At 69.4% G+C, this 18,114-nt stretch carries 16 protein-coding genes; 10 read left to right on the top strand and 6 right to left on the bottom strand.

Going from position 1 to position 18,114, the window contains the following annotated elements; all coding sequences use genetic code 11:
- Positions 1 to 253 precede the first annotated feature (253 nt).
- Positions 254 to 1,291, top strand: coding sequence for an RluA family pseudouridine synthase (locus LZ199_RS18080; RefSeq protein WP_253994963.1), 1,038 nt, complete (start codon positions 254 to 256; stop codon positions 1,289 to 1,291).
- A gap of 153 nt (positions 1,292 to 1,444) precedes the next feature.
- Entirely contained in the window at positions 1,445 to 1,681 is a 237-nt protein-coding gene (locus LZ199_RS18075) for a hypothetical protein (protein WP_253994962.1), read from the top strand.
- 266 nt (positions 1,682 to 1,947) lie between these two features.
- Here the strand turns inward: LZ199_RS18075 and purF are convergent, their stop codons facing one another.
- Positions 1,948 to 3,333 carry an amidophosphoribosyltransferase gene (gene purF / locus LZ199_RS18070; RefSeq protein WP_253994961.1) on the bottom strand — a complete coding sequence of 462 codons (1,386 nt, stop codon included), beginning with the start codon at positions 3,331 to 3,333 and terminating at the stop codon, positions 1,948 to 1,950.
- Between the two features lie 144 nt (positions 3,334 to 3,477).
- Between purF and LZ199_RS18065 the strand changes: the two genes are divergently transcribed.
- The 3 genes from LZ199_RS18065 to LZ199_RS18055 all read left to right on the top strand — a co-directional run bounded on the left by LZ199_RS18065 (position 3,478) and on the right by LZ199_RS18055 (position 6,526).
- Positions 3,478 to 4,788, top strand: coding sequence for a neutral/alkaline non-lysosomal ceramidase N-terminal domain-containing protein (locus LZ199_RS18065; RefSeq protein ID WP_253994960.1), 1,311 nt, complete (start codon positions 3,478 to 3,480; stop codon positions 4,786 to 4,788).
- 185 nt (positions 4,789 to 4,973) lie between these two features.
- Positions 4,974 to 5,645 carry a hypothetical protein gene (locus LZ199_RS18060; protein ID WP_253994959.1) on the top strand — a complete coding sequence of 224 codons (672 nt, stop codon included), beginning with the start codon at positions 4,974 to 4,976 and terminating at the stop codon, positions 5,643 to 5,645.
- Positions 5,646 to 5,737: 92 nt separating this feature from the next.
- Positions 5,738 to 6,526 (top strand): crotonase/enoyl-CoA hydratase family protein, encoded by a 789-nt coding sequence (locus tag LZ199_RS18055; RefSeq protein WP_253994958.1) that lies wholly within the window; start codon positions 5,738 to 5,740, stop codon positions 6,524 to 6,526.
- A gap of 21 nt (positions 6,527 to 6,547) precedes the next feature.
- On the opposite strand, the gene yhbY is transcribed toward LZ199_RS18055, so the two are convergent.
- From yhbY to LZ199_RS18040, 4 genes are all read right to left on the bottom strand, one after another.
- Positions 6,548 to 6,838 carry a ribosome assembly RNA-binding protein YhbY gene (yhbY, locus tag LZ199_RS18050; RefSeq protein WP_253994957.1) on the bottom strand — a complete coding sequence of 97 codons (291 nt, stop codon included), beginning with the start codon at positions 6,836 to 6,838 and terminating at the stop codon, positions 6,548 to 6,550.
- A gap of 62 nt (positions 6,839 to 6,900) precedes the next feature.
- On the bottom strand, positions 6,901 to 8,808 hold the full coding sequence (locus LZ199_RS18045) for a J domain-containing protein (RefSeq protein ID WP_407667213.1): 1,908 nt from the start codon (positions 8,806 to 8,808) through the stop codon (positions 6,901 to 6,903).
- Positions 8,805 to 8,987: a hypothetical protein gene (locus tag LZ199_RS46970; protein WP_407667212.1), complete on the bottom strand. Its 183-nt coding sequence runs from the start codon at positions 8,985 to 8,987 to the stop codon at positions 8,805 to 8,807. The genes LZ199_RS18045 and LZ199_RS46970 overlap by 4 nt, the downstream gene beginning before the upstream one ends.
- Positions 8,988 to 9,813: 826 nt before the next feature.
- Positions 9,814 to 10,626 carry a hypothetical protein gene (locus LZ199_RS18040; RefSeq protein WP_253994955.1) on the bottom strand — a complete coding sequence of 271 codons (813 nt, stop codon included), beginning with the start codon at positions 10,624 to 10,626 and terminating at the stop codon, positions 9,814 to 9,816.
- Between the two features lie 144 nt (positions 10,627 to 10,770).
- Between LZ199_RS18040 and LZ199_RS18035 the strand changes: the two genes are divergently transcribed.
- Positions 10,771 to 11,547 carry a TSUP family transporter gene (locus LZ199_RS18035; protein ID WP_253995289.1) on the top strand — a complete coding sequence of 259 codons (777 nt, stop codon included), beginning with the start codon at positions 10,771 to 10,773 and terminating at the stop codon, positions 11,545 to 11,547.
- A 25-nt stretch (positions 11,548 to 11,572) separates the two neighbouring features.
- Here LZ199_RS18035 and LZ199_RS18030 read toward each other — a convergent pair whose 3' ends face one another.
- Complete coding sequence (locus tag LZ199_RS18030) at positions 11,573 to 12,088, bottom strand: YfbM family protein (RefSeq protein WP_253994954.1); 516 nt, start codon at positions 12,086 to 12,088, stop codon at positions 11,573 to 11,575.
- Between the two features lie 252 nt (positions 12,089 to 12,340).
- On the opposite strand from LZ199_RS18030, the gene LZ199_RS18025 reads away from it, so the two are divergent.
- The 4 genes from LZ199_RS18025 to LZ199_RS18010 all read left to right on the top strand — a co-directional run bounded on the left by LZ199_RS18025 (position 12,341) and on the right by LZ199_RS18010 (position 17,948).
- A complete protein-coding gene (locus tag LZ199_RS18025; protein ID WP_253994953.1) occupies positions 12,341 to 12,826 on the top strand; it encodes a hypothetical protein in 486 nt (161 codons plus the stop codon).
- 55 nt (positions 12,827 to 12,881) lie between these two features.
- The gene (locus tag LZ199_RS18020) at positions 12,882 to 14,738 is read left to right on the top strand and encodes an MXAN_5453 family MXYO-CTERM-anchored protein (RefSeq protein ID WP_253994952.1); all 1,857 of its coding nucleotides are present in this window, start codon (positions 12,882 to 12,884) and stop codon (positions 14,736 to 14,738) included.
- Positions 14,739 to 14,952: 214 nt separating this feature from the next.
- Positions 14,953 to 16,176: a carboxylesterase family protein gene (locus LZ199_RS18015; RefSeq protein ID WP_253994951.1), complete on the top strand. Its 1,224-nt coding sequence runs from the start codon at positions 14,953 to 14,955 to the stop codon at positions 16,174 to 16,176.
- A 197-nt stretch (positions 16,177 to 16,373) separates the two neighbouring features.
- Positions 16,374 to 17,948: an LVIVD repeat-containing protein gene (locus tag LZ199_RS18010; protein ID WP_323389790.1), complete on the top strand. Its 1,575-nt coding sequence runs from the start codon at positions 16,374 to 16,376 to the stop codon at positions 17,946 to 17,948.
- Positions 17,949 to 18,114: the final 166 nt, after the last annotated feature.

Below are 18,114 nucleotides of genomic sequence, written 5' to 3'. Positions count from 1 at the left end.
TGAGGGGCCGCTCGGCTCGCGCCGAAGTGGCTCCTCGTCGTGCGACGACTGGCGAGAGTTCTGGATGAAGGGCTCGTGCGGTTCGTGCCGAGGTGACTCCTCGTCGTGCGACGCCCGGCGTGAAGGGCTCGTGAGGTTCACGCCCAGATAGCGCCGAGCCCGTTGGGGAACTGCGATGCCGGCGTAATGGTGCCTCGTGACTGTGTTCGTTCCGACGGTCTGGGCTTCCGCTCCGTGTTAGAGCGTGGAGGTCATGCGCGGCGAGAAGGACTCATCGGCGGAGGTCTCCGCCTCCGAGAAGGACCCGGCTCCCGAGGGCTTCGTCGACATCTCCTTCGTCGTGGAGCCCAACTATGCGGGCTGGCGCCTGGAGGACTACCTGGGCCAGAAGCTGCGCCGCATGCCGCGTGAGCGCCTGGCCGGAATCATCCTGCGCGGTGTCCGCTGCGACGAGCGGCGACTGAAGCCCTCCACGCCCGTGTATCCCGGCATGGCCTTCCGGCTGCGCCGCCCCGGCAGCGAAGAGCCTGAGACACCCACGGCGCTTCCCGTCGTGTTCCAGGATGACTGGCTGCTGGTGCTCGACAAGCCCGCGGGCCTGCCCATCCATCCCACCGCGCGCTACCACAAGGGCACCCTCGTCTCCATCCTGCGCGAGCGCTTCGGTGAGCGCTTCGCCGAGCCCGCGCATCGCCTGGACCGGGAGACCAGCGGGCTCGTCGTCTGCGGCCGCACCACCGAGTCCTGTCGCGTGCTGGGCCGACTCTTCGTCTCGCGCGACGTCCACAAGGAGTACCTCGCCGTCTGCGAAGGACATCCTTCCGAGGACTCCTTCGTCGTCGATGCCCCTATCGCCGAGGGCACCGAGCTCATCCGCATCGCCGTGCGAATCGATCCCGTGGAGGGCAAGCCCAGCCGCACCCGCTTCCAGGTGATCCAGCGATTCACTCGCGATGGCTCGCCCTTCGCGCTGCTGCGCTGCTTTCCGGAGACAGGGCGCCAGCATCAGATTCGCATCCACCTGCACGTCGCGGGCTTCCCGCTGGTGGGTGACAAGATGTACGGACCGGACCCGGGATATTTTGATCGCTTCAGCAAGCACAGCCTGGAGCCCGAGGCGTGGGTCCGGCTGCGCCTGCCACGACATGCCCTGCACGCCGCGCGCATCGTCTTCCCTCATCCTGGGACTGGCGTGGAGGCCGCCTTCGAGTCGCCACTTCCCTCCGACCTCGTGGACTTCATCGCGGGGGCTCCTCTGTCGCCAGCTTCCCCTGCGACGGGCGGTGGGTGAGGCCTTCCGGCTTACACTCACGGCGTCCACGCGCGCCGGGGTGACGGGCCGCGGAGGCGTCTTCACCGTGGCCCGCAACTTCCTGACGGCTCCTGGGTTCGAGAGGGAAACACCCTCCTCGCGTCCCTGACGCGACCACCTCGGGAGCTTTTCATGCGTCGCACCGTCCTCGCCGCCACTGTCGCCTTCTTCCTCGGCGGTTTCGTCAACCAGGCCCAGGCGGAGCGTCAGCCGCGCATGCGAGACGCCATGGTTCATTTGGAGAAGGCGCTCTCCGCCCTGAAGAACGCGGCCCCCGACAAGGGTGGGCACCGCGTGAAGGCCATCGGCCTCACCGAACAGGCGATGGGTGAAGTTCGCGAGGGCATCCAGTTCGACAACCGCAACTGACGTGCGAACCGACCGAGGCAACAGCTCCGAAGATGGGTCGTTCTAACGCCGCCTGAAACGCGACCACGGCCCTGGTCGAAGCGCGCGAGGCCTCGCTTGAGTGAAGTCTCGACTGCCGCCCGGAATGCGACCACGGCCCTGGTCCACGGGCGCGGAGCTTCGCTGACGCGAAGCCTCCACTGCCGCCTGGAACGATCAAGGCCCCCGACCCGAAGAGAGGGCAGGGGGCCTTGTGCTTGTACGTCTTGCCGGGCCTGGAGCTGCGGTCAGGCGGTCAGCTTGTTCGCTTCCGGCGCGGAGGGTGACAGCTCTCCGATGAGGTACTCGCCCGAGAAGCACGCCGTGCAGAAGCTGCCGCGGCTGGGGTCTCCCACCGCCGTGCCCAGCCCCTCCAGCGAGATGTAGCCCAGCGTGTCCGCCGTGACGTACTTCGCGATTTCGTCCGTGCTGTGCGTCGCCGCGATGAGCTCCTGACGGCTCGGCGTGTCGATGCCGTAGAAGCACGGCCACTTCGTCGGCGGCGAGGAGATGCGCAGGTGCACCTCCAGCGCTCCCGCCGCTTTGATCATCTTCACGATTTTACGGCTCGTGGTGCCTCGGACGATGGAGTCGTCCACCACCACCACGCGCTTGCCCTTGAGCACGTGCCGAACCGCCGACAACTTCAGCTTCACGCCGAAGTGACGGATGGACTGCTGCGGCTCGATGAACGTGCGGCCCACGTAGTGGCTGCGGATGAGGCCCACGTCATACGGAATCCCGCTCTGCTGCGAGAAGCCGATGGCCGCCGCCACACCCGAGTCCGGCACCGCGATGACCAGGTCCGCTTCCGCCGGCTGCTCGCGCGCCAGCTGCATGCCCATCTGCTTGCGCACCTCGTACACGCTGTTTCCGAACAACACCGAGTCCGGACGCGCGAAGTACACCTGCTCGAAGATGCAGCGCCCCAGACGCGCGGGCTCCGCGAAGGGCCTGCTGGTGCGCAGCATGCCGTTCTCGATGACCAGCAGCTCGCCCGGCTCCAGCTCGCGCACCACATCCGCTTCGATGAGGTCCAGCGCGGTCGTCTCGCTGGCGACCACGTATGCGCCTTCCTTCATCCGCCCCAACACCAGCGGCCGGATGCCCAGCGGGTCCCTCACCGCGACCAGCTTGTTCTGCGTGAGCACCAGCAGGCTGTAGGCGCCTTCCACCTTGCGCAGTGCCTCCACCAGCTTCTGCTCGAAGGTCGCCTGCTTGGAGCGCGCCAGGAGGTGCATGATGACCTCCGTGTCCGCGTCCGACTGGAAGATGGCTCCGTCGGCCTCCAGCTTCTCCTTCAGCGCTCCCGCGTTCACCAGGTTGCCATTGTGCGCGACGGCGACCTGGCCCCCCGCGTACGCCACGAAGAGCGGCTGAGCGTTCTTGAGCTGGCTGCCACCGGCCGTCGAATACCGCACGTGTCCGATGGCCGACTGGCCAGGCAGGCCGGCGAGCACCGGCGCGTCGAAGATATCCGCCACCAACCCCATCTGACGGTGCGCCCGAAGACCGTGGCCGTCGGAAGCGACGATGCCAGCGGACTCCTGACCGCGGTGCTGCAGGGCGTGCAGCCCCAGGTACGTCAGGTTAGAGGCCTCGGCGTGTCCCGTGATTCCGAAGATGCCGCACATGGCGCGGTGCCTTACTCCTTTCGGGCGGTGAGCGGAACAGGAACGCATGCCCCTCTGGTGGGTATTCCACCCGACACCGGAGTCGGCTCATGTGGGCACACGAGCCTCGCGGTACGTGCACCGTCCCGTTAGTCTGGCCACCGCATGGCCTCCCTGCGACGAGCCTCCTGGCGTTCCCTGTTTCCCCTGGTCCTGCTCACCGTGGGTGCCGCTTATTCATTGGGTTCGTGGAACTGGTGTGGCACCTGGGAGCAGCGCGCCCCCGTGCTGCTGTCTCACGTGAAAGCAGAAGGTGCGTTGCGCGCGGGCGCGGCGAAGGTGGCGCTGGTGCCTCCGTTTCCGGTGGTGGTGGCGGGCTACTCGCCGCCGCGTCCGGATGCGAGCCAGTCCGACCCGCCGCTCCATGCTCGCGCGGTGGTGCTGGAGTCCGGGGGCACTCGCGTAGGGCTGGTGTCGCTCGAGTTGCTGTTCGTCACGGACGCCGTCACGGCCAGGGTGCGTGAGCGAGCGCTCGCCGCAGGGCTCCAGGACGTGCTGGTGCTGGCCACTCACACGCACTCCTCTCTGGGCGGCTATGACGACAGGCTGGTGTCCCAGCTCGTGGGGACGGGGCGCTACCGGGAGGACTCGCTGGAGGCGGTCGCCGCCGCCGCGAGCGCCGCGCTGCAACAAGCGGGCGCTACGCTCACCGACGTGACGCTGGAGCTGGGCGAGGCCAAGGAGCCGTCCTTCGTCTACACGCGCAGCGGTGGCACCGCGCCGGATGGCACGCTGACTCGCGCGGTGCTGCGCGGCGCCAAGGCGCCCGTGGCGGAGCTGCTCTTCTTCGCCGCGCACCCGGCGATGGTGCCCCGGCAGCGCGCGTACGTGGACCCGGACTATCCGGGGCGCCTCAGCTCGCTGCGCGAGGCCGAGGGCAGCGGTGTGACGCTGCTGTTGCAGGGCGCGGTGGGCAATGCCTCGGTGGCGTTCTCGGAAGGGCAGGGACTGGAGCGTGTGTCCGCTTTCGCGCGCGCCTTGTCAGACCTGGCGAGCAAGGCGCCCCTGGCCCCCGTGGGGCCTTCAGTCCGACTGTCGCTGGCGCGCGCGGAGGTGGCGATGCCTCGGCCGGATGCGTCGCGGCTGGTGCCCTCGTTCACTCGTGCAGCGGGCGACAACATGCTGTGTGGTTCCTCCGCTCGCGTGGCGGAGGTGGCGGCGCTGGTGCTGGGGCCACTGGAGCTGGTGACGGTGCCGGGCGAGCCCACCGTCGATGCGGGCGCGGAGTTGGTGCGACGCACCGGGGCCTCGGGCGTGCTGGGGCTTGTCGGCGGGTACGTGGGTTACGTGGAGACGCCAGAGCTGGTGGGCCAGGGCAGCGGTGAGTCGCGGCGACAGTACTTCGGTCCCGTGCTGCTGGAGCGGTTGGGCGAAGCGGCGGAGCTGGCGGCCAGCACGGCGGGCTTCACGCGCTGACAAAGGCCGCTGCCCGGTGGGCCCGCTCTGGAAGCGGTGCACGCGTGGGCCGCTGGCCTCGCGGGGACTTTCCGTGACGAGCGCCACGGCGGATGTGTCGGGTCTTCCTGGGGCGACTTGGACCTTGGATTGACAGTCGTCGCGTGGGTGGCCTGAAGTTTCGTCTCGGGGAGTGCACCATCGTCATGAAGACCTGCTGTCTGATTGCCTTGTTCGCCGTGGGCCTCGTCGGGATGCCGGCATCGGGTCAGCACCTCCCCGAATCGGAGCGCGCGGAAGAGGGGCCCTCCGTGCCGCCCCCGCTCGTCTCCGTTCCAGACGACGTGGTGGAGACTCCTGCCCTGGCTTCGCCTCCCGTTTCCCCCGCGCGCACGCGGCGGTATCGACGGGGCGCGCACATCCCGCTGGGAATCCTCCTCGGCGGTGGCGGGATGCTCGTGGGCGGGATGGCGGGGGCCTATCTGGGCAGTTCGGTGACGGGCTGTAACGACGGGTCTTCCTGCGAGCGAGAGACGGGCCTCACGCTGTCGTTGGGCGTGGGCATGGCGCTGGGCGTGGCCTCGGGCGTCTACCTCACGGGCCAGTGGCTCGGCGGTGAGGGCGGCTTCGGCTACACGCTGCTGGGCGCCGCGTTGGGAGCGGTGCCGTCGGCGCTGATGTTGAGCAGCGACAGTGATGACGTCGCCGTGCTGGGAGGCTTGGGCCTGCTCGTGACGCCCTTTGTCGGGGCGCTCTTCGGCTTTGGCCTCTCCCACTCCGCCACCGTGCGCGAGTCATTGTCCCAGGCCGTGGTGGTGCCGACGCTGGGCCGCACGCGGGATGGAAGTCTCGTCACCGGGCTGGCGGGACGGTTCTGAACGTCCTGCGTTGGACGGCGTGACACGGGTGATGGCGTGGCCGGGGCCGCTTGGCGGAGACTGGCGCTCCCTTTCTTCACCGTGGAGCGCCCATGAGCGCATCGGACCCTCGCATCACCCTGGAAGTGCGCGGTCACCTCGCCCTCATCGGCATCCACCGTCCGGAGAAGCGCAACGCGTTCGACGTCGGAATGCTGCGAGGACTGTCCTTCGCGGTGACCGAGGCGGACCGTCATCCGGACGTGCGGTGCATGGTCATCTTCGCGGTGGGAGACCACTTCTCCGCGGGCCTGGACCTGGCGAGCGTCGCGCCCGCGCTCTCCAGCGGAGAGCCGCTCTACTCCGAGGGCTTCATCGACCCGTGGGGCATCCAGGGTGCGCCGCGGACCAAGCCGCTCGTCGTCGCCGTCCAGGGCCTGTGCCTCACGCTGTCCATCGAGCTCATCCTCGCTGCGGACATCGCGGTGGCCTCCGAGGACGCGCGCTTCGGACAGATTGAAATCAAGCGCGGCATCTTCCCGTTCGGCGGCGCCACCCTGCGCTTCCCGCAGCGTGCGGGCTGGGGCAATGCCATGCGCTGGCTGCTCACCGGCGACGAGTTCGACGCACGCGAGGCGTACAGGATGGGGCTGGTGCAGGAGGTGGTGGAGCGCGGCCGTCACCTGGAGCGCGCGCTGGCCCTGGCGGAGACGGTGGCGAAGCAGGCGCCCCTGGGTGTCCAGGCGACGCTCGCGTCCGCGCGACAGGCGGTGCACGAGGGGCCCGAGGCGGCGGCCCGTGCGCTGCTGCCGCGCTTGCTGGAGCTGGTGGGAACGGAGGACGCCGCCGAGGGCGTCCAGTCCTTCCTGGAGCGCCGCGAGGCCCGCTTCACCGGCAAGTGAGGCGGCCCCAGGCGCGGTCCGTCAGAGCTTCTCGAACTTGGACTTCTCCTTGCGCTTCTTGAAGAAGAGGGCGGTGCGGCCCAGGAGCTGGGCCTGCTCGGCGCCCGTTCCCTCGGCGATGCGCGCGGCGGCTTCCTGGCGCGTCTCCGGACCCTCGTTGAGCTTCACCTTGATGAGCTCGTGGTCATGCAGCGCCTGCTCGACGGCGGCGATGACGCCCTCGGTGACGCCGGCTTGACCGACGATGACCACCGGCTCCAGGTGGTGTCCGAGCGCGCGCAGTTGGCGGCGTTGCTTCCCGGTGAGCGGCACGTTGCAAACTCCTTCGAGACGTCCGGCGGGGCCCCAGGCCCCTCCCGGATGGGGGGCGCACCCTACTTCTTCTGGGCCGCCATGCGAATCTCCCGCTGCGCGTCGATGTGGTCCGGCTGAAGCTCCACTGTCCGCTTGAAGTGCTTCAGCGAGCCCGGGACGTCCCCCGACAGCTTCGCAATCACCCCGAGGAAGTAGTGCGCGGGCGCACAGCGCTCATTGCGCTTGATGGCATTCTGGATTTCCCGGAATGCCTCCGGCTGCGCCGCCTTCTTGTCCGCCGCCGTGAAGAAGCGCGCGTAGCCTCGCCACGCGTAGAACTCCGCCTCCTCCGCGTTGAGCTGGATGGCCTCGTTCAGCATCTTCACCGCTTCGGGGAACTTGCGCGCCTTCACGAGGATGCACGCCTTCTGGAACAGCTCCTCGGCCTGGAGGATGGCGTTGATGTCGACTTCGGCTCCCGCGCCGCCGCTCTGGAGCTCCTCCAGATAGGACGCGCGGCTCTTGTCGTCGGACAGCGTCCGGTAGGCATCGCCGATGTATGCGAACACCTCGGCCTTGAGCTTCTCCAGCTCCGGCGGCGCGCCCTGCGGCAGCGTGTCCGGGTGGTAGAGCTTGGCGAGCCGGAAGTAGGCGACCTTGACGGCGCTGGAGTCCGCCTTCTCCGCCAGCCCCAGCCGCTGGAAGTGGTTCTGCTGCTTGAGCGCCATGACCAGCTGACGCAGCGACGGAATCTCGTCGGAGCCCGGCGCATTGGCGGTGACGGTGGGCGGCGCCGCACCCGCCGCTGGACCGACCGTCGGAGGGCCGGCTGGCCGGGGCGCGGCTCCTGGAGGATTGCCAGGGCGAGCGGCTCCAGCAGCGGCGGTGGCTGCTCCGGGAGGATTTCCGGGACGCGCGGCCCCGGCGGCGGCCGCACCTGGAGGATTGCCGGGACGCGCGGCTCCGGCGGCGGTGGCCACTCCGGGAGGATTGCCAGGACGCGCGGCTCCAGCGGCGACGCCGGGAGGATTCCCGGGAGCTGCTCCCGTGGCGGGGCGGGGCGCTCCAGCGGGAGCCGTGCCGACACCCGGGGGATTTCCTGGGGCCCCTCCCGTGGCGGGGCGGGGCGCTCCAGCGGGAGCCGCGCCGGGTGGAGTGCCGGGACGAGGTGCCTGGGCCGCCGCACCGGGCGCGGGCTGTGGGCTCGCGACGGTGGCACCAGGCGGTGGGGCCGCGGGGCGTGGACCGGCGCTGCTGGGCGACACCGCGGCGAAGGACACCGCGTCCAGCTCCCGGAGGAGGAACGCGATGCGCAGCAGGTGGTCGGCGTCCTGTGGGAAGTCGGTGAGGAGCTGGTTCACCGAGCGCACGCCGTCGATGACGGTGAGGGCCCGGACTTCGTGCGGCGTGAGGCGCAGGTCGCTCGCGGCCACCATGCCCCCCGCCTTCATGATGGGGAGCTGGAGCACCGGCATCAGCCGGCGTTTGATCTCCGTGGACGGCATGCGGCGCACGGTGTCGCTGAGCACGGCCCACCGGTTGCCCAGCGGCATGGACTTGTTGCCTGCCAGCTCACGGACCTCGAAGGTGAATGTGCCCGCTTCGGCGCGCAGCCCCTTGAACAGGATGCTGGAGGCCCGCTGCGCCAGGATGGCGAAGGCGCTGGCGGGTTGCAGCAGGCCCAGGCCGAAGAGCGCCGCGAGCAGGTCGCCACCGAAGCGGTCCTTCGCGGACTCGGCCTGCTGGAGCTGCTCGGGCGTGAGCAGCTTCGCGCCCATCAGCGAGGTGCCCAGCGCGTCCTCGGCATGCGTCGAGTCGACGTACTCCGGGTTGCCCTTGCGGAAATGAATCAGGGTGACCCGGTCGGAGAGCGTGAGCGTGAGCAGCCCCGTGAGCTCCGCGGAGGCCACTCGCCCGTAGAGGTTCAGCGGCGAGGTCTGCTCAAGCTGCCCCCGGGCCGGCACCGCATAGCCCGAGGCCTCCGTCACGACGGCAGCGTGGCTCCCTGACTGCGGGGAACCAGACGCACCAGCGGGACGCGCGACAGCGGCAGGTGCTCCTGCTTGCGGCGCGACTCCTCCAGGTGCTTGAGGTGCTCCGACGGGACGCGCGACAGCGGCGGCTGCTCCCGCTTGCGGCGCGACTCCTCCGGGTGCTTGGGGCGCACCGGGCACCCCGGCTGGACGCGTGGCGGCGCCTGCTTGCGGCGCGACTCCCACTCCAGGGGCCGTCGGTGGCCTTCCAGGCGCCGTGGCAACTCCAGGCGCAGTGGCGACTCCAGGCGCCGTGACGACTCCAGGCGCCGTGGCGACTCCGGGGACTGGACGCGCGGCGACGTTGGGCGCTCCGGGCACGGCCCCCGGGACGCCGGGGCGCGCACCCTGCTGTGCGGCCATGGGGTTGCCAGGGACGCGAGGATCTCCAGGACGTGTCCCAGGCCCCGCCATCGGAGCCGCCCCTTGCCCGGGTCTCGCGACGGCACCGGGCCCGGCCATGGGCATGCCGCCGGGATTCGCGCCTGGACCCGCCATGGGGGCACCGCCGGGGTTCGCACCAGGACCTGCCGTGGGCATTCCGCCGGGATTCGCACCAGGGCCCGCCACGGGCGCTCCGCCGTCGGCCCCGGTCCACTGGCTTTGACCGATGGCGGGCGCGCTCCCGGCGCCTCGGGGCACGTCGGGCGCCCCGTCACCCCAGAGCTCCCGGGGGAAGGTGTCGCGGGCCTCCGGGAAGCGCCAGGGGAAGGCGAAGTTGATGCCGTCCTCGGAGACCTGGAGCTTCCCCTTGATGGAGCCGCTGTCGATGAGCAGCTCGATGGTCGGCAGGGTGAGGGGCCCCCACAGGGTGCCCCTGTCGTTGCGAACCCAGTACTGACGGACGTCACCCTCCGCCATGTGCGGTTCTACTCCGTTCGAGCTGCGAGAAGACGGAACCCTACCGCTGTCTCCGAACCGGTCAAAGGAGACGTCGGGGCGGTGTGCTCATACGGAGCGTCAGGGGGGGGCGCCGTCGAGGGCGGCGAGCCCCAGCACGGACAGGCACGCGGCGTCCGCCTGCTGCTCGGCCGGGGGGTCGAAGCAGGCCACCTCGCTGTCGAACACCTTGCACAGCCCCGCCGGGGTGGACGCACACGCCGACTTGGAGAACGCCGTGGTGCAGCTGTAGCCGCACACCGGGCCGCCCTCGCTGTTGCGGCACTCGGGCGCGGGCAGGGTGCGCTTCCAGGCGCACAGCGCGGCCGGAGACGGGTCGAAACAGGTGATGCGGCCACTGGCCATCTTGCACACCCCCGCGGGCGTCTTGTTGCAGCGCACCCCCTCCGGGGCGTTCAGGCAGTTGTAGCCGCACGTCAGCTCCACGCTGTTGCTGCGGCAGTCCGCCCGGGGCGTGTCCTTGCCGTAGACGGCGAAGACCACCGCCGGAGGGTCGAAGCACTCCACCTCTCCACTGCGGCCCCGGCACACCCCGGCCGGCGACTTCGCGCACTTCACCCGACCCGGTTGCGTCGCGCAGTTGTAGCCGCAGGCCACCACGCCATCGATGGCCTTGCACTCGGGCTCCGGCAGCGACGCGCCGTACGCCTTCACCACGTAGGCCGGCGGGTCGAAGCACACCGCCTGGCCATCCACCACCTGACAGCGCCCCTGCGGCGTCTGCGCGCACCGGGCCCGGTTCGAGTCCGACTTGCACCCATAGCCACAGGCCGTCTGGCTGTTGATGGAGCGGCAGGAGGGCGCGTTGGGGTCCTGGGAAGGCGGTGCCGAGCCCAGCGAGAGCGCCAGCACGGTGATGAGGGAGGCGAGCATGGTGACCTCGGGGAGCAGGGGAGTTCCGCAGGGGCATTGACGCCCAAGGAGCGCGGTGACGCAAGAAGCGGGCAGGCGCGACGGCGCTCCTGGCGCGTGGTACCCAGGCGCCGTTCGAGCCGAGGGAGACGCAGGGTGGACCAACTGGTGGTGGACGTCAGTGCGCAGCACCTCCTCTTGCTGTGCGTCGCCGCGCTGGTGGCGGGCCTCGTGGACGCCATCGCCGGAGGGGGCGGGCTCATCACCCTGCCCGCGCTCCTGACGGTGGGCCTGCCACCCCATGTCGCGCTGGGCACCAACAAGGGCCAGTCCGTCTTCGGCTCGTTCGCCGCGCTGGTGCGCTTCTCGCGCGCGGGGCTGGTGGACTGGCGGCTGGCGCGCGTGACGTTCCCCTTTGGCCTCGGAGGAGCATTCGCTGGCGCCGCGCTGGTGCTGCTGGTGAAGCCGGAGGTGCTCAAGCCGCTGGTGCTGGTGCTGCTCATCGCGGTGGCGGTGTTCCTCGCGTTCCGTCGCACATCGGCTTCCGGCGAGAAGGCGGAGCCCTCACCCCGGCCGCGCGCGCTCGCCATCGGCGCGCTCATCGCGCTGGCCGTGGGCACCTATGACGGGTTCTTCGGTCCGGGGACGGGCACCTTCCTCATCGTCGGCTTCAACACGCTGCTGGGCCACGGGCTGGCGCGAGCCTCCGCCGACGCGAAGGTGGTGAACTTCGCCTCCAACCTGGCGTCGGTGGCGCTCTTCGCGCTCAAGGGCGTGGTGCTGTGGAAGGTGGCGCTGCCCATGGCCGCCGCGCAGTTCACCGGCGCGTGGCTGGGCGCGCACCTGGCGGTGAAGGGCGGCGACACGCTGGTGCGCAAGGTGGTGCTCGCCGTGGTGCTGGCGCTGGTGCTGAAGCTGGGGCGCGACGTGATGATGGGCTGACACGGGGCGCGCGCGCCCTGGCGCCTCAGCCGATGTGCACCAGCAACGCGTCTCCGCGCTTGCCCATCTGGGCCATGAACTTCTGGAGCTCGTCGAAGTAGGAGACCATCTCCTCCAGCGGGTCCGCGTCGTCGGGCGGCTCTTCCCAGGTGCCCGGGTAGATGTCCTGGGCCTGCATCTCCACCGCATCATAGCGGCGGCGCAGCGTGTTCTCGGACACCTCGCGCAGCGCGGTGGCGAGCGCCTTCACCTCTTCGGGCGAGAAGACACGCGCGGTGCCCTCGTCGGAGGGGATGTCGCCCACGTCCACGCCGCCGCGCACCAGGAAGTCCAGCGGGGGACTGCCCTCCCACGGCGTGCCGGTGAGCAGGTACTGGAGGCCGTGCCACGCCTCGCCGATGTCCAGCTCCAGGAATGCTCCGCCCTTCGGGTCTCCGAAGTCCTCCTCGTCGTCGAGGAAGTCCTCCAGGCGCTCGGGGGCCTGAAGCAAGGCGTCGCGCTGCGCCACCGTGACGCTGCGCAAGGTGCAGAGCATCTCCATGCGGGGGACCTCGTGTGCCGCGGAAGCAGGGGGGGAATCGTGAGCGGCGCCGGACCCTACCAGTCCCCGGCGACGTCGCGGAATTTCGATGCGGGTCCGCCTCGATGACGGCCCCGCGGCCCGCGTGAGCGGCACTCGGACCCGGGATGCTAGTCTTTCAGTGGTCAATCGCCGCGTCCTCGTCAGGGGCGGTTCAGGGAGGGACACCCGATGTCACCAGCGGGGAGATGGGGTGTCACTCTCGCGGGAGTCGTGCTGTCGCTCTCGCTCGCGGCCTTTTTGCGCACCGCCTTGCGTCCCCCGGAGTCACGGGGACCAGCGGGCCCCGCGCGCCCCAGCGTGGGGCAGGGCAGTCCTCGCATCGTGAAGAAGCAGCGGCCCCAGGCGCCGACGGCTCCCTCCGAGCCGTCCGAGTCCCCGGTGTCCACACCGGCGGAGCCGGGGCGCGTTGAGGTCCGCGCCACGCGGGGGTGGGATGGGTATCCCCTGCGCGGCGTGGCGGTGGGCATGATGTTGGAGACGAAGCCTCGCGTCGTGTTTCCAGTGCAGGCGCGGACCGACGAGCATGGCATGGCCTACTTCCCCAACGTCCCGTCAGGGCGGCTGACCATCTGTGCTCGCGGGACGGGCTATCTGGAGTCCTGTCGCACGGCAGACCTTCAAGCGGGCGGGAACTTGAACATGGGATTGGGCCTGACGGAGGACGAGACGGCGAGCGCACCCGTCGCGACTCCATGAGCGCTGTCCCCGAGTGGTAGCCTTTGCGCCCTACAGGCAGCGGAGGGTTCCGCCCATGCGTGACGTGACGTGGATTCGACGAGCACGGACGTTGCTGCGCCAGTCCGCCGTGATGTTGGGGATGGGAGGGCTCGCGCTGACTCCCGGGGCTCGGGCCGATTTACCGGAGCACTACACGCTTCAGCTCCAGGCCCGCACCAACCTGTTGGGCAATGAGTCCGGTGCGTACAACCTGAAGCCAGGCAATCTGCTCGCGGGAAGTCTCCAGGTGCCGGTGGTCGCGGACGGGCGGGTGGCCTTCCGGTTGTCGATTACGCCCGAGGGGCCCAACGCCATCTGGTGGGGAAGTGATGCGGCGGGCCACCACCGCTACGTGTTGCCGGACCTGGGAGAGGACGCGCGCGCGAGTGACCCGGGGTTGAACTCGGACGGGGTCGTCGCGTTCGCCGTCACGGGGGCCACCGCCGTCGCGAGCAATGGCATCTATCTGCTGCGCTCCGAGGCACCGGAGGACGTGCGCATCGTCCGCGAGCCGCTCGGGGCATCGGACTGGTCCAGCCTGGCGCTCAATGATGCGGGGCAGCTCGGGTTTCGGGTCACCTTCAACTCCGTCGGTCGCGGCTACATCGTGCTGACGCCGCAAGGCGCGGGTTGGACGACGACCTATCTGGCGAAGGAGAAGACGCTCGACGAGACGAGCCCCTACGAGTTCCTCTATTCGCCGGCGCTCAATGACCTGGGGCAGATGGCGGGCGTGGGAGACCTGGCGCCTGGAGGTTCGGAGTACTACCAGGAGCTGCGAGTCTTCAGCGCGGACGGGACGTCCCGGCTCATCGCTCAATCGCGGGGCAGGGATGCGGCGTCGCCCATCTACCGGTTCGCGTCCGTGCAGCCGGCGCTCGACAACCTGGGCCGCGTGGCCTTCATCGCGACGGCGAGGGTGGGGGCGGGGCCGAACCTCACGACCGTCTTTCTGTGGGATGGGGCGGAGCTGCGGGTGGTGGCGCAGAACGGGCAGGAGGGAATCCGGGAGGTGGAGTTCTTCCCTCCGGACATGAATGACGAGGGGCTCATCGTCTTCCGGGCCATCGACAGCGACGGCCGGCGCGCGGTGTGGGTGAGTGACGGGCGGACGCTTCGGCGGGTGGTGTCGGAGCACGACATCGTCGACTCGGACCAGGGGCCCGCGCGCATCGACCAGGAGACGCCGAGCGGCCCCGTGTTCGCTGGAAGCGTGAGCATCAGCCCGCGAGGCGACGTGTCCGTCGTCGCGGGGCTGGCGCCACCGGACAATGACCAGGAGGAGTGGGGCACCGCCATCTTCGTGGCGCAGGCCTACTTCGCACCGCCCGCGGATGGTGGCGTGGATGGAGGCCCGGGCGATGCGGGCTGCGATGGCGGCGCGTGTCCTGGAGAGGAAGACAGCGGCACGCCGAGCTGTGACGGAGGCGCGTGCCCTGGCGAAGAAGACAGCGGAACTCCTGGATGCGATGGCGGCGCGTGTCCTGGTGATGAAGACAGCGGCACTCCGAGCTGTGACGGAGGTGAATGCCCCGGCGGAGGAGACAGCGGCACTCCTGGATGTGATGGCGGCACATGTCCTGGTGACGAAGACAGCGGCACACCCAGCTGCGATGGAGGCGAGTGTCCGGACGGAGAAGACAGCGGCACACCGAGCTGTGACGGAGGTGAGTGCCCTGGTGAGGAAGACAGTGGCACCTCGCGCTGTGACGGAGGTCGTTGCCCGGATGGTCAGGACAGTGGCCCCGTGGACGCGGGCGGCGCGGGCCCCAATCCAGACACGGGAGGCTGCGGCTGCCAGTCGACGTCTTCCACCGCCTTCCTGCCGTGGCTGCTCCTCGGCCTCGCGTGGTTCGCCGCGCGTCGTCGGACAAGTCTGAGCAGTCTCTGACGCCTCGGCCCCCAACTCCCCGCTGGCACGTCTGTCTGATGCGCCAGCGGGGCAATGCCTTTATCACACACACCAGGACAGTCACTCCGCCAGCAATGGCATGTGGCGACGTATGTCTCCATGTCGGCGCGAGCCTCGAGTCCGAGGGGCCTATTCCAAGCATGCAACTGAGTAACTAAGGTATCTCTCTCCATCCAGGCTGGAGAGGCACCGGATGACGACACCGCATCGCATCGTGCTGGGATGTGTCCTGCTCGCTTCACACGTGGCCCTGGCGGCGCAGGGGCAAATCCTCCCGCGTCCCATCAACACGGTTCCTGGGATGAGCCATGGCTACTGGGAGTACCTGCCGCAGGGCTACGACGACAACCCCACGGCGACCTATCCGCTCGTCGTGTTCCTGGGCGGCGAGGGACAGCAGGGCAACGGCACGTTGGATGGGACCTCGCTGAGCCTGGAGCGGGTGATGACCACCACCGCGCCTCCGCTGCTCGCCCGCAACGGGCGGCACTTCCCCTTCGTCCTGGTGGCGCCGCAGCGGGGCAGCGCGTGGTGGCCGTACACCGAAGTCGACGCCGTCATCGAGTTCGCCAAGAGCCACTACCGCATCGACCCGGACCGCGTGTACCTGACCGGGCTGTCCGCCGGGGCCTTCATCACCTGGGGCTACGCGGCCACCTATCCGCAGAAGCTCGCGGCCATCGTCCCCATCGCGGGCAATGGCAACGGCCTGCCCATCTGCAACCTGCGGAATGTCCCGGTGTGGGCCTTCCACGGAACTTCGGATGGCACGGTGTCCCAGTGGGGGTCCATCGACCCCGTCGACACCCTCAACAACACCTGCAACCCCGGGCGAACCCCGCCGCCCTGCTCACGCTGTACCAGGGCGTCGGACATGACTCCTGGTCCCGGACGTACAGCGGCTCCGCGGGCCACGATATCTACACCTGGATGCTCAGCCACTCCCGCTGACGCCGTGCCACTCCGCCCGGGTGGACAGCTCGCCTCACCCGGGCGGTGGGGCCGCGACTCAGCAGGGCAGCCAGGGACCGACACCGCGGGTGCACGAGTCGTAGCAGATGGAGATGGCCGCGTTGCACTGCTCGGTGGTCGCCTGACACTGCACCGGGCACCAGGAATGGGCCTGGTAGCACTCGTCCAGGCAGGACGTCTGGGCCTGGGAGGTGGACTCGACTTCGGACGTCTCAGGGCTCACGGGCTCGGCTTCGGGAGCGCCTGCCCCACAGGCCACGAGGACCATCCCGGACAGCGAGGCCAGGACGAACGAACGGATGCGGCGAGCATTCATGGGCAGCTCCTTGAGGGGAAGGGGACGACGCGCGCCAGCGTAGCCCGAGGCTCTCGTGGGTCGCAGCGCGGCAGGGCGCCTCTTGTCTCAGCGGAGCAGAGAGACCCTGACTGCAATTCCAGGACTTGAAGCCGCCATTTCGGGGCCAACTCGGGAGCCAGACGGGAGATGGGCCTCGGGCGACAAGCATTGGAGTCGCATGTCCGTGCGGGACGACCCAGGTGGACGGCGGAATTCGTACTCCGACATTCCCCTCGGTGAGGTGCCCAATGATGTCGTCCACTCGTGCCCGTGTCTGGTTGTTGGCCTGTGTCCTGGGAGGAGGCGTGCTGTCCGCTTGTGAGGACACGCCCAAGGGCGAACCCGATGCCGGCGTGGGAGGCGGCGGCTGGGATGGAGGAGCCACGCCCCTGGAGGAGTACGGCAACTGGCTGGACAAGGGCCCCTACGCGCCCTGCTCCGTGCTCGGGGTGAGGACGCCCTTGCGGTGTGAGGGCCTGGGGCCTGAGAGCTTCGACCTGTCGGCGTGTGACACAGATGCGCTGGCGCACGTGGAGCAGGAGGGCATCTACCAGGCCGGTCAGCGGTACGAGTTGAGGCTGCAAGATGGCGGGACGCAGGTGAATTTCGGCATCGGCATTGGCTTCAAGCTGGACGGCGCGGAGGGTGGCGGCACGCTGGCGTCCAGGCCGCTCATCAGCCGGCGGACCGAGGGCGGCGCCTTCTTCATCTCCTCCGGCTCGACCACGGGCACCGCGGTGTCACGGGTGTATGCCGGCTGCCAGCGGCCCACGCCGGAGACGGTTACCGGCTGCTACGTCACGTGCAACGCCGCGGGGAACGTGAGTCAGCGTGGCACCTTCGAGGCGCACCGCATGGTGTGGCACGCGGGCGAGCCGGAGTCCTCCGGAGGCATGACGCTCGTCTCGGAGGGCCACGTGGCGCTGGGGAAGCCCGTGGATGTCTACGTCGCGAAGAACCACGCCTATGTCGTCTCCGTGTCCGAATCGCTCACCGGGAAGGCCGGCGGGCTCACCGTCTTCGACGTGACCGACAAGCGCAACCCCGTCCTCAAGAAGTCCATCAGCATCCCCGGGGACAACTACTGGAACGGGGTCTGGGCGCACGAGGACGCGCTGTACATCGCCAGCGATGTCGCGGGCATCGTCGTCTACGACATCTCCCAGCCCGCGGAGCCGGTCTTCATCCGCTCCCTGTACTCGGGTGACTACGGCGTGCACACCGTGCTGGTCCACGGCGGCCGGCTGTACGCCACGGCCAACGAGGGCCGGACGGACATCTACGACCTCGCCAATCCCCTGGAGCCGGTGCCCCTGCAGAGCATCACCCTGCCCGACCAGTTCAACTCGGGAGGGCCCCATGACCAGTTCGTGTACGAGGACCGGCTCTACGTCAGCAACGCGCAGGGTGGCTACGCCGTCGTGGACATCAGCCGGCTGGACGACACGAAGCTCCTGGGCCAGTACACCTACCGGGATGTGTACTCGCACCACAGCGCGGTGGGGACGTTCGCCGGGCGCACCATCGCCTTCGAAGGCGGCGAGTTCGCCGGCTCCCACCTGCGAGTGCTCGACGTCACGGACCCCGCGAACATCGTGAAGATTGGTGAGCACCGACTGCGGCCCGTGTCCTCCATCCACAACCTGATTCTGAAGGGCACGCGGCTGTACATCGCCTGGTATCAGGAGGGCGTGCGGGTGCTGGATGTGGCCAATCCCACCCAGCCCCGACAGGTGGCCCACTACAACGTCTTCCGGGAGCAAGACTCGGGACGCACGGATGGAGTCTTCCAGGGCGCCTTCGGCATCCGCCTGCCGGGAGATGGCTACATCTACGTCGTCGAGTCCGCGCGCGGCCTGCTCATCTTCAACGAGCTCTGAACCCCATATCCGACACAAGAACGGGCGGCCGCCTAGCGACAATGCCGGTCAGTTAGGGCGGGGGCGTTTCACCCACTTCTTGTCGTAGTTGCTCATTTTTATCTTTACGACTCGTGGGTAGCGCCTCTCGCTCCTTCGTTCCGGGAGTAGAAGCAGTCCCAGGTGC

Source organism: Myxococcus qinghaiensis (assembly GCF_024198215.1).
GTDB classification, from domain to species: domain Bacteria; phylum Myxococcota; class Myxococcia; order Myxococcales; family Myxococcaceae; genus Myxococcus; species Myxococcus qinghaiensis.
The sequence above is the reverse complement of the archived record's forward strand: the minus strand, read 5'-3'. Positions and strand labels throughout refer to the sequence as shown.

What these genes read in the sequence shown, in the direction of transcription:
- LZ199_RS18080 (WP_253994963.1), top strand. Translation starts at nt 254, where the DNA reads ATGCGCGGCGAGAAGGACTCATCGGCGGAGGTCTCCGCCTCCGAGAAG.
- LZ199_RS18075 (WP_253994962.1), top strand. Translation starts at nt 1,445, where the DNA reads ATGCGTCGCACCGTCCTCGCCGCCACTGTCGCCTTCTTCCTCGGCGGT.
- purF (WP_253994961.1), bottom strand. Translation starts at nt 3,333, where the DNA reads ATGTGCGGCATCTTCGGAATCACGGGACACGCCGAGGCCTCTAACCTG.
- LZ199_RS18065 (WP_253994960.1), top strand. Translation starts at nt 3,478, where the DNA reads ATGGCCTCCCTGCGACGAGCCTCCTGGCGTTCCCTGTTTCCCCTGGTC.
- LZ199_RS18060 (WP_253994959.1), top strand. Translation starts at nt 4,974, where the DNA reads ATGAAGACCTGCTGTCTGATTGCCTTGTTCGCCGTGGGCCTCGTCGGG.
- LZ199_RS18055 (WP_253994958.1), top strand. Translation starts at nt 5,738, where the DNA reads ATGAGCGCATCGGACCCTCGCATCACCCTGGAAGTGCGCGGTCACCTC.
- LZ199_RS18040 (WP_253994955.1), bottom strand. Translation starts at nt 10,626, where the DNA reads ATGCTCGCCTCCCTCATCACCGTGCTGGCGCTCTCGCTGGGCTCGGCA.
- LZ199_RS18030 (WP_253994954.1), bottom strand. Translation starts at nt 12,088, where the DNA reads ATGGAGATGCTCTGCACCTTGCGCAGCGTCACGGTGGCGCAGCGCGAC.
- LZ199_RS18020 (WP_253994952.1), top strand. Translation starts at nt 12,882, where the DNA reads ATGCGTGACGTGACGTGGATTCGACGAGCACGGACGTTGCTGCGCCAG.
- LZ199_RS18015 (WP_253994951.1), top strand. Translation starts at nt 14,953, where the DNA reads ATGACGACACCGCATCGCATCGTGCTGGGATGTGTCCTGCTCGCTTCA.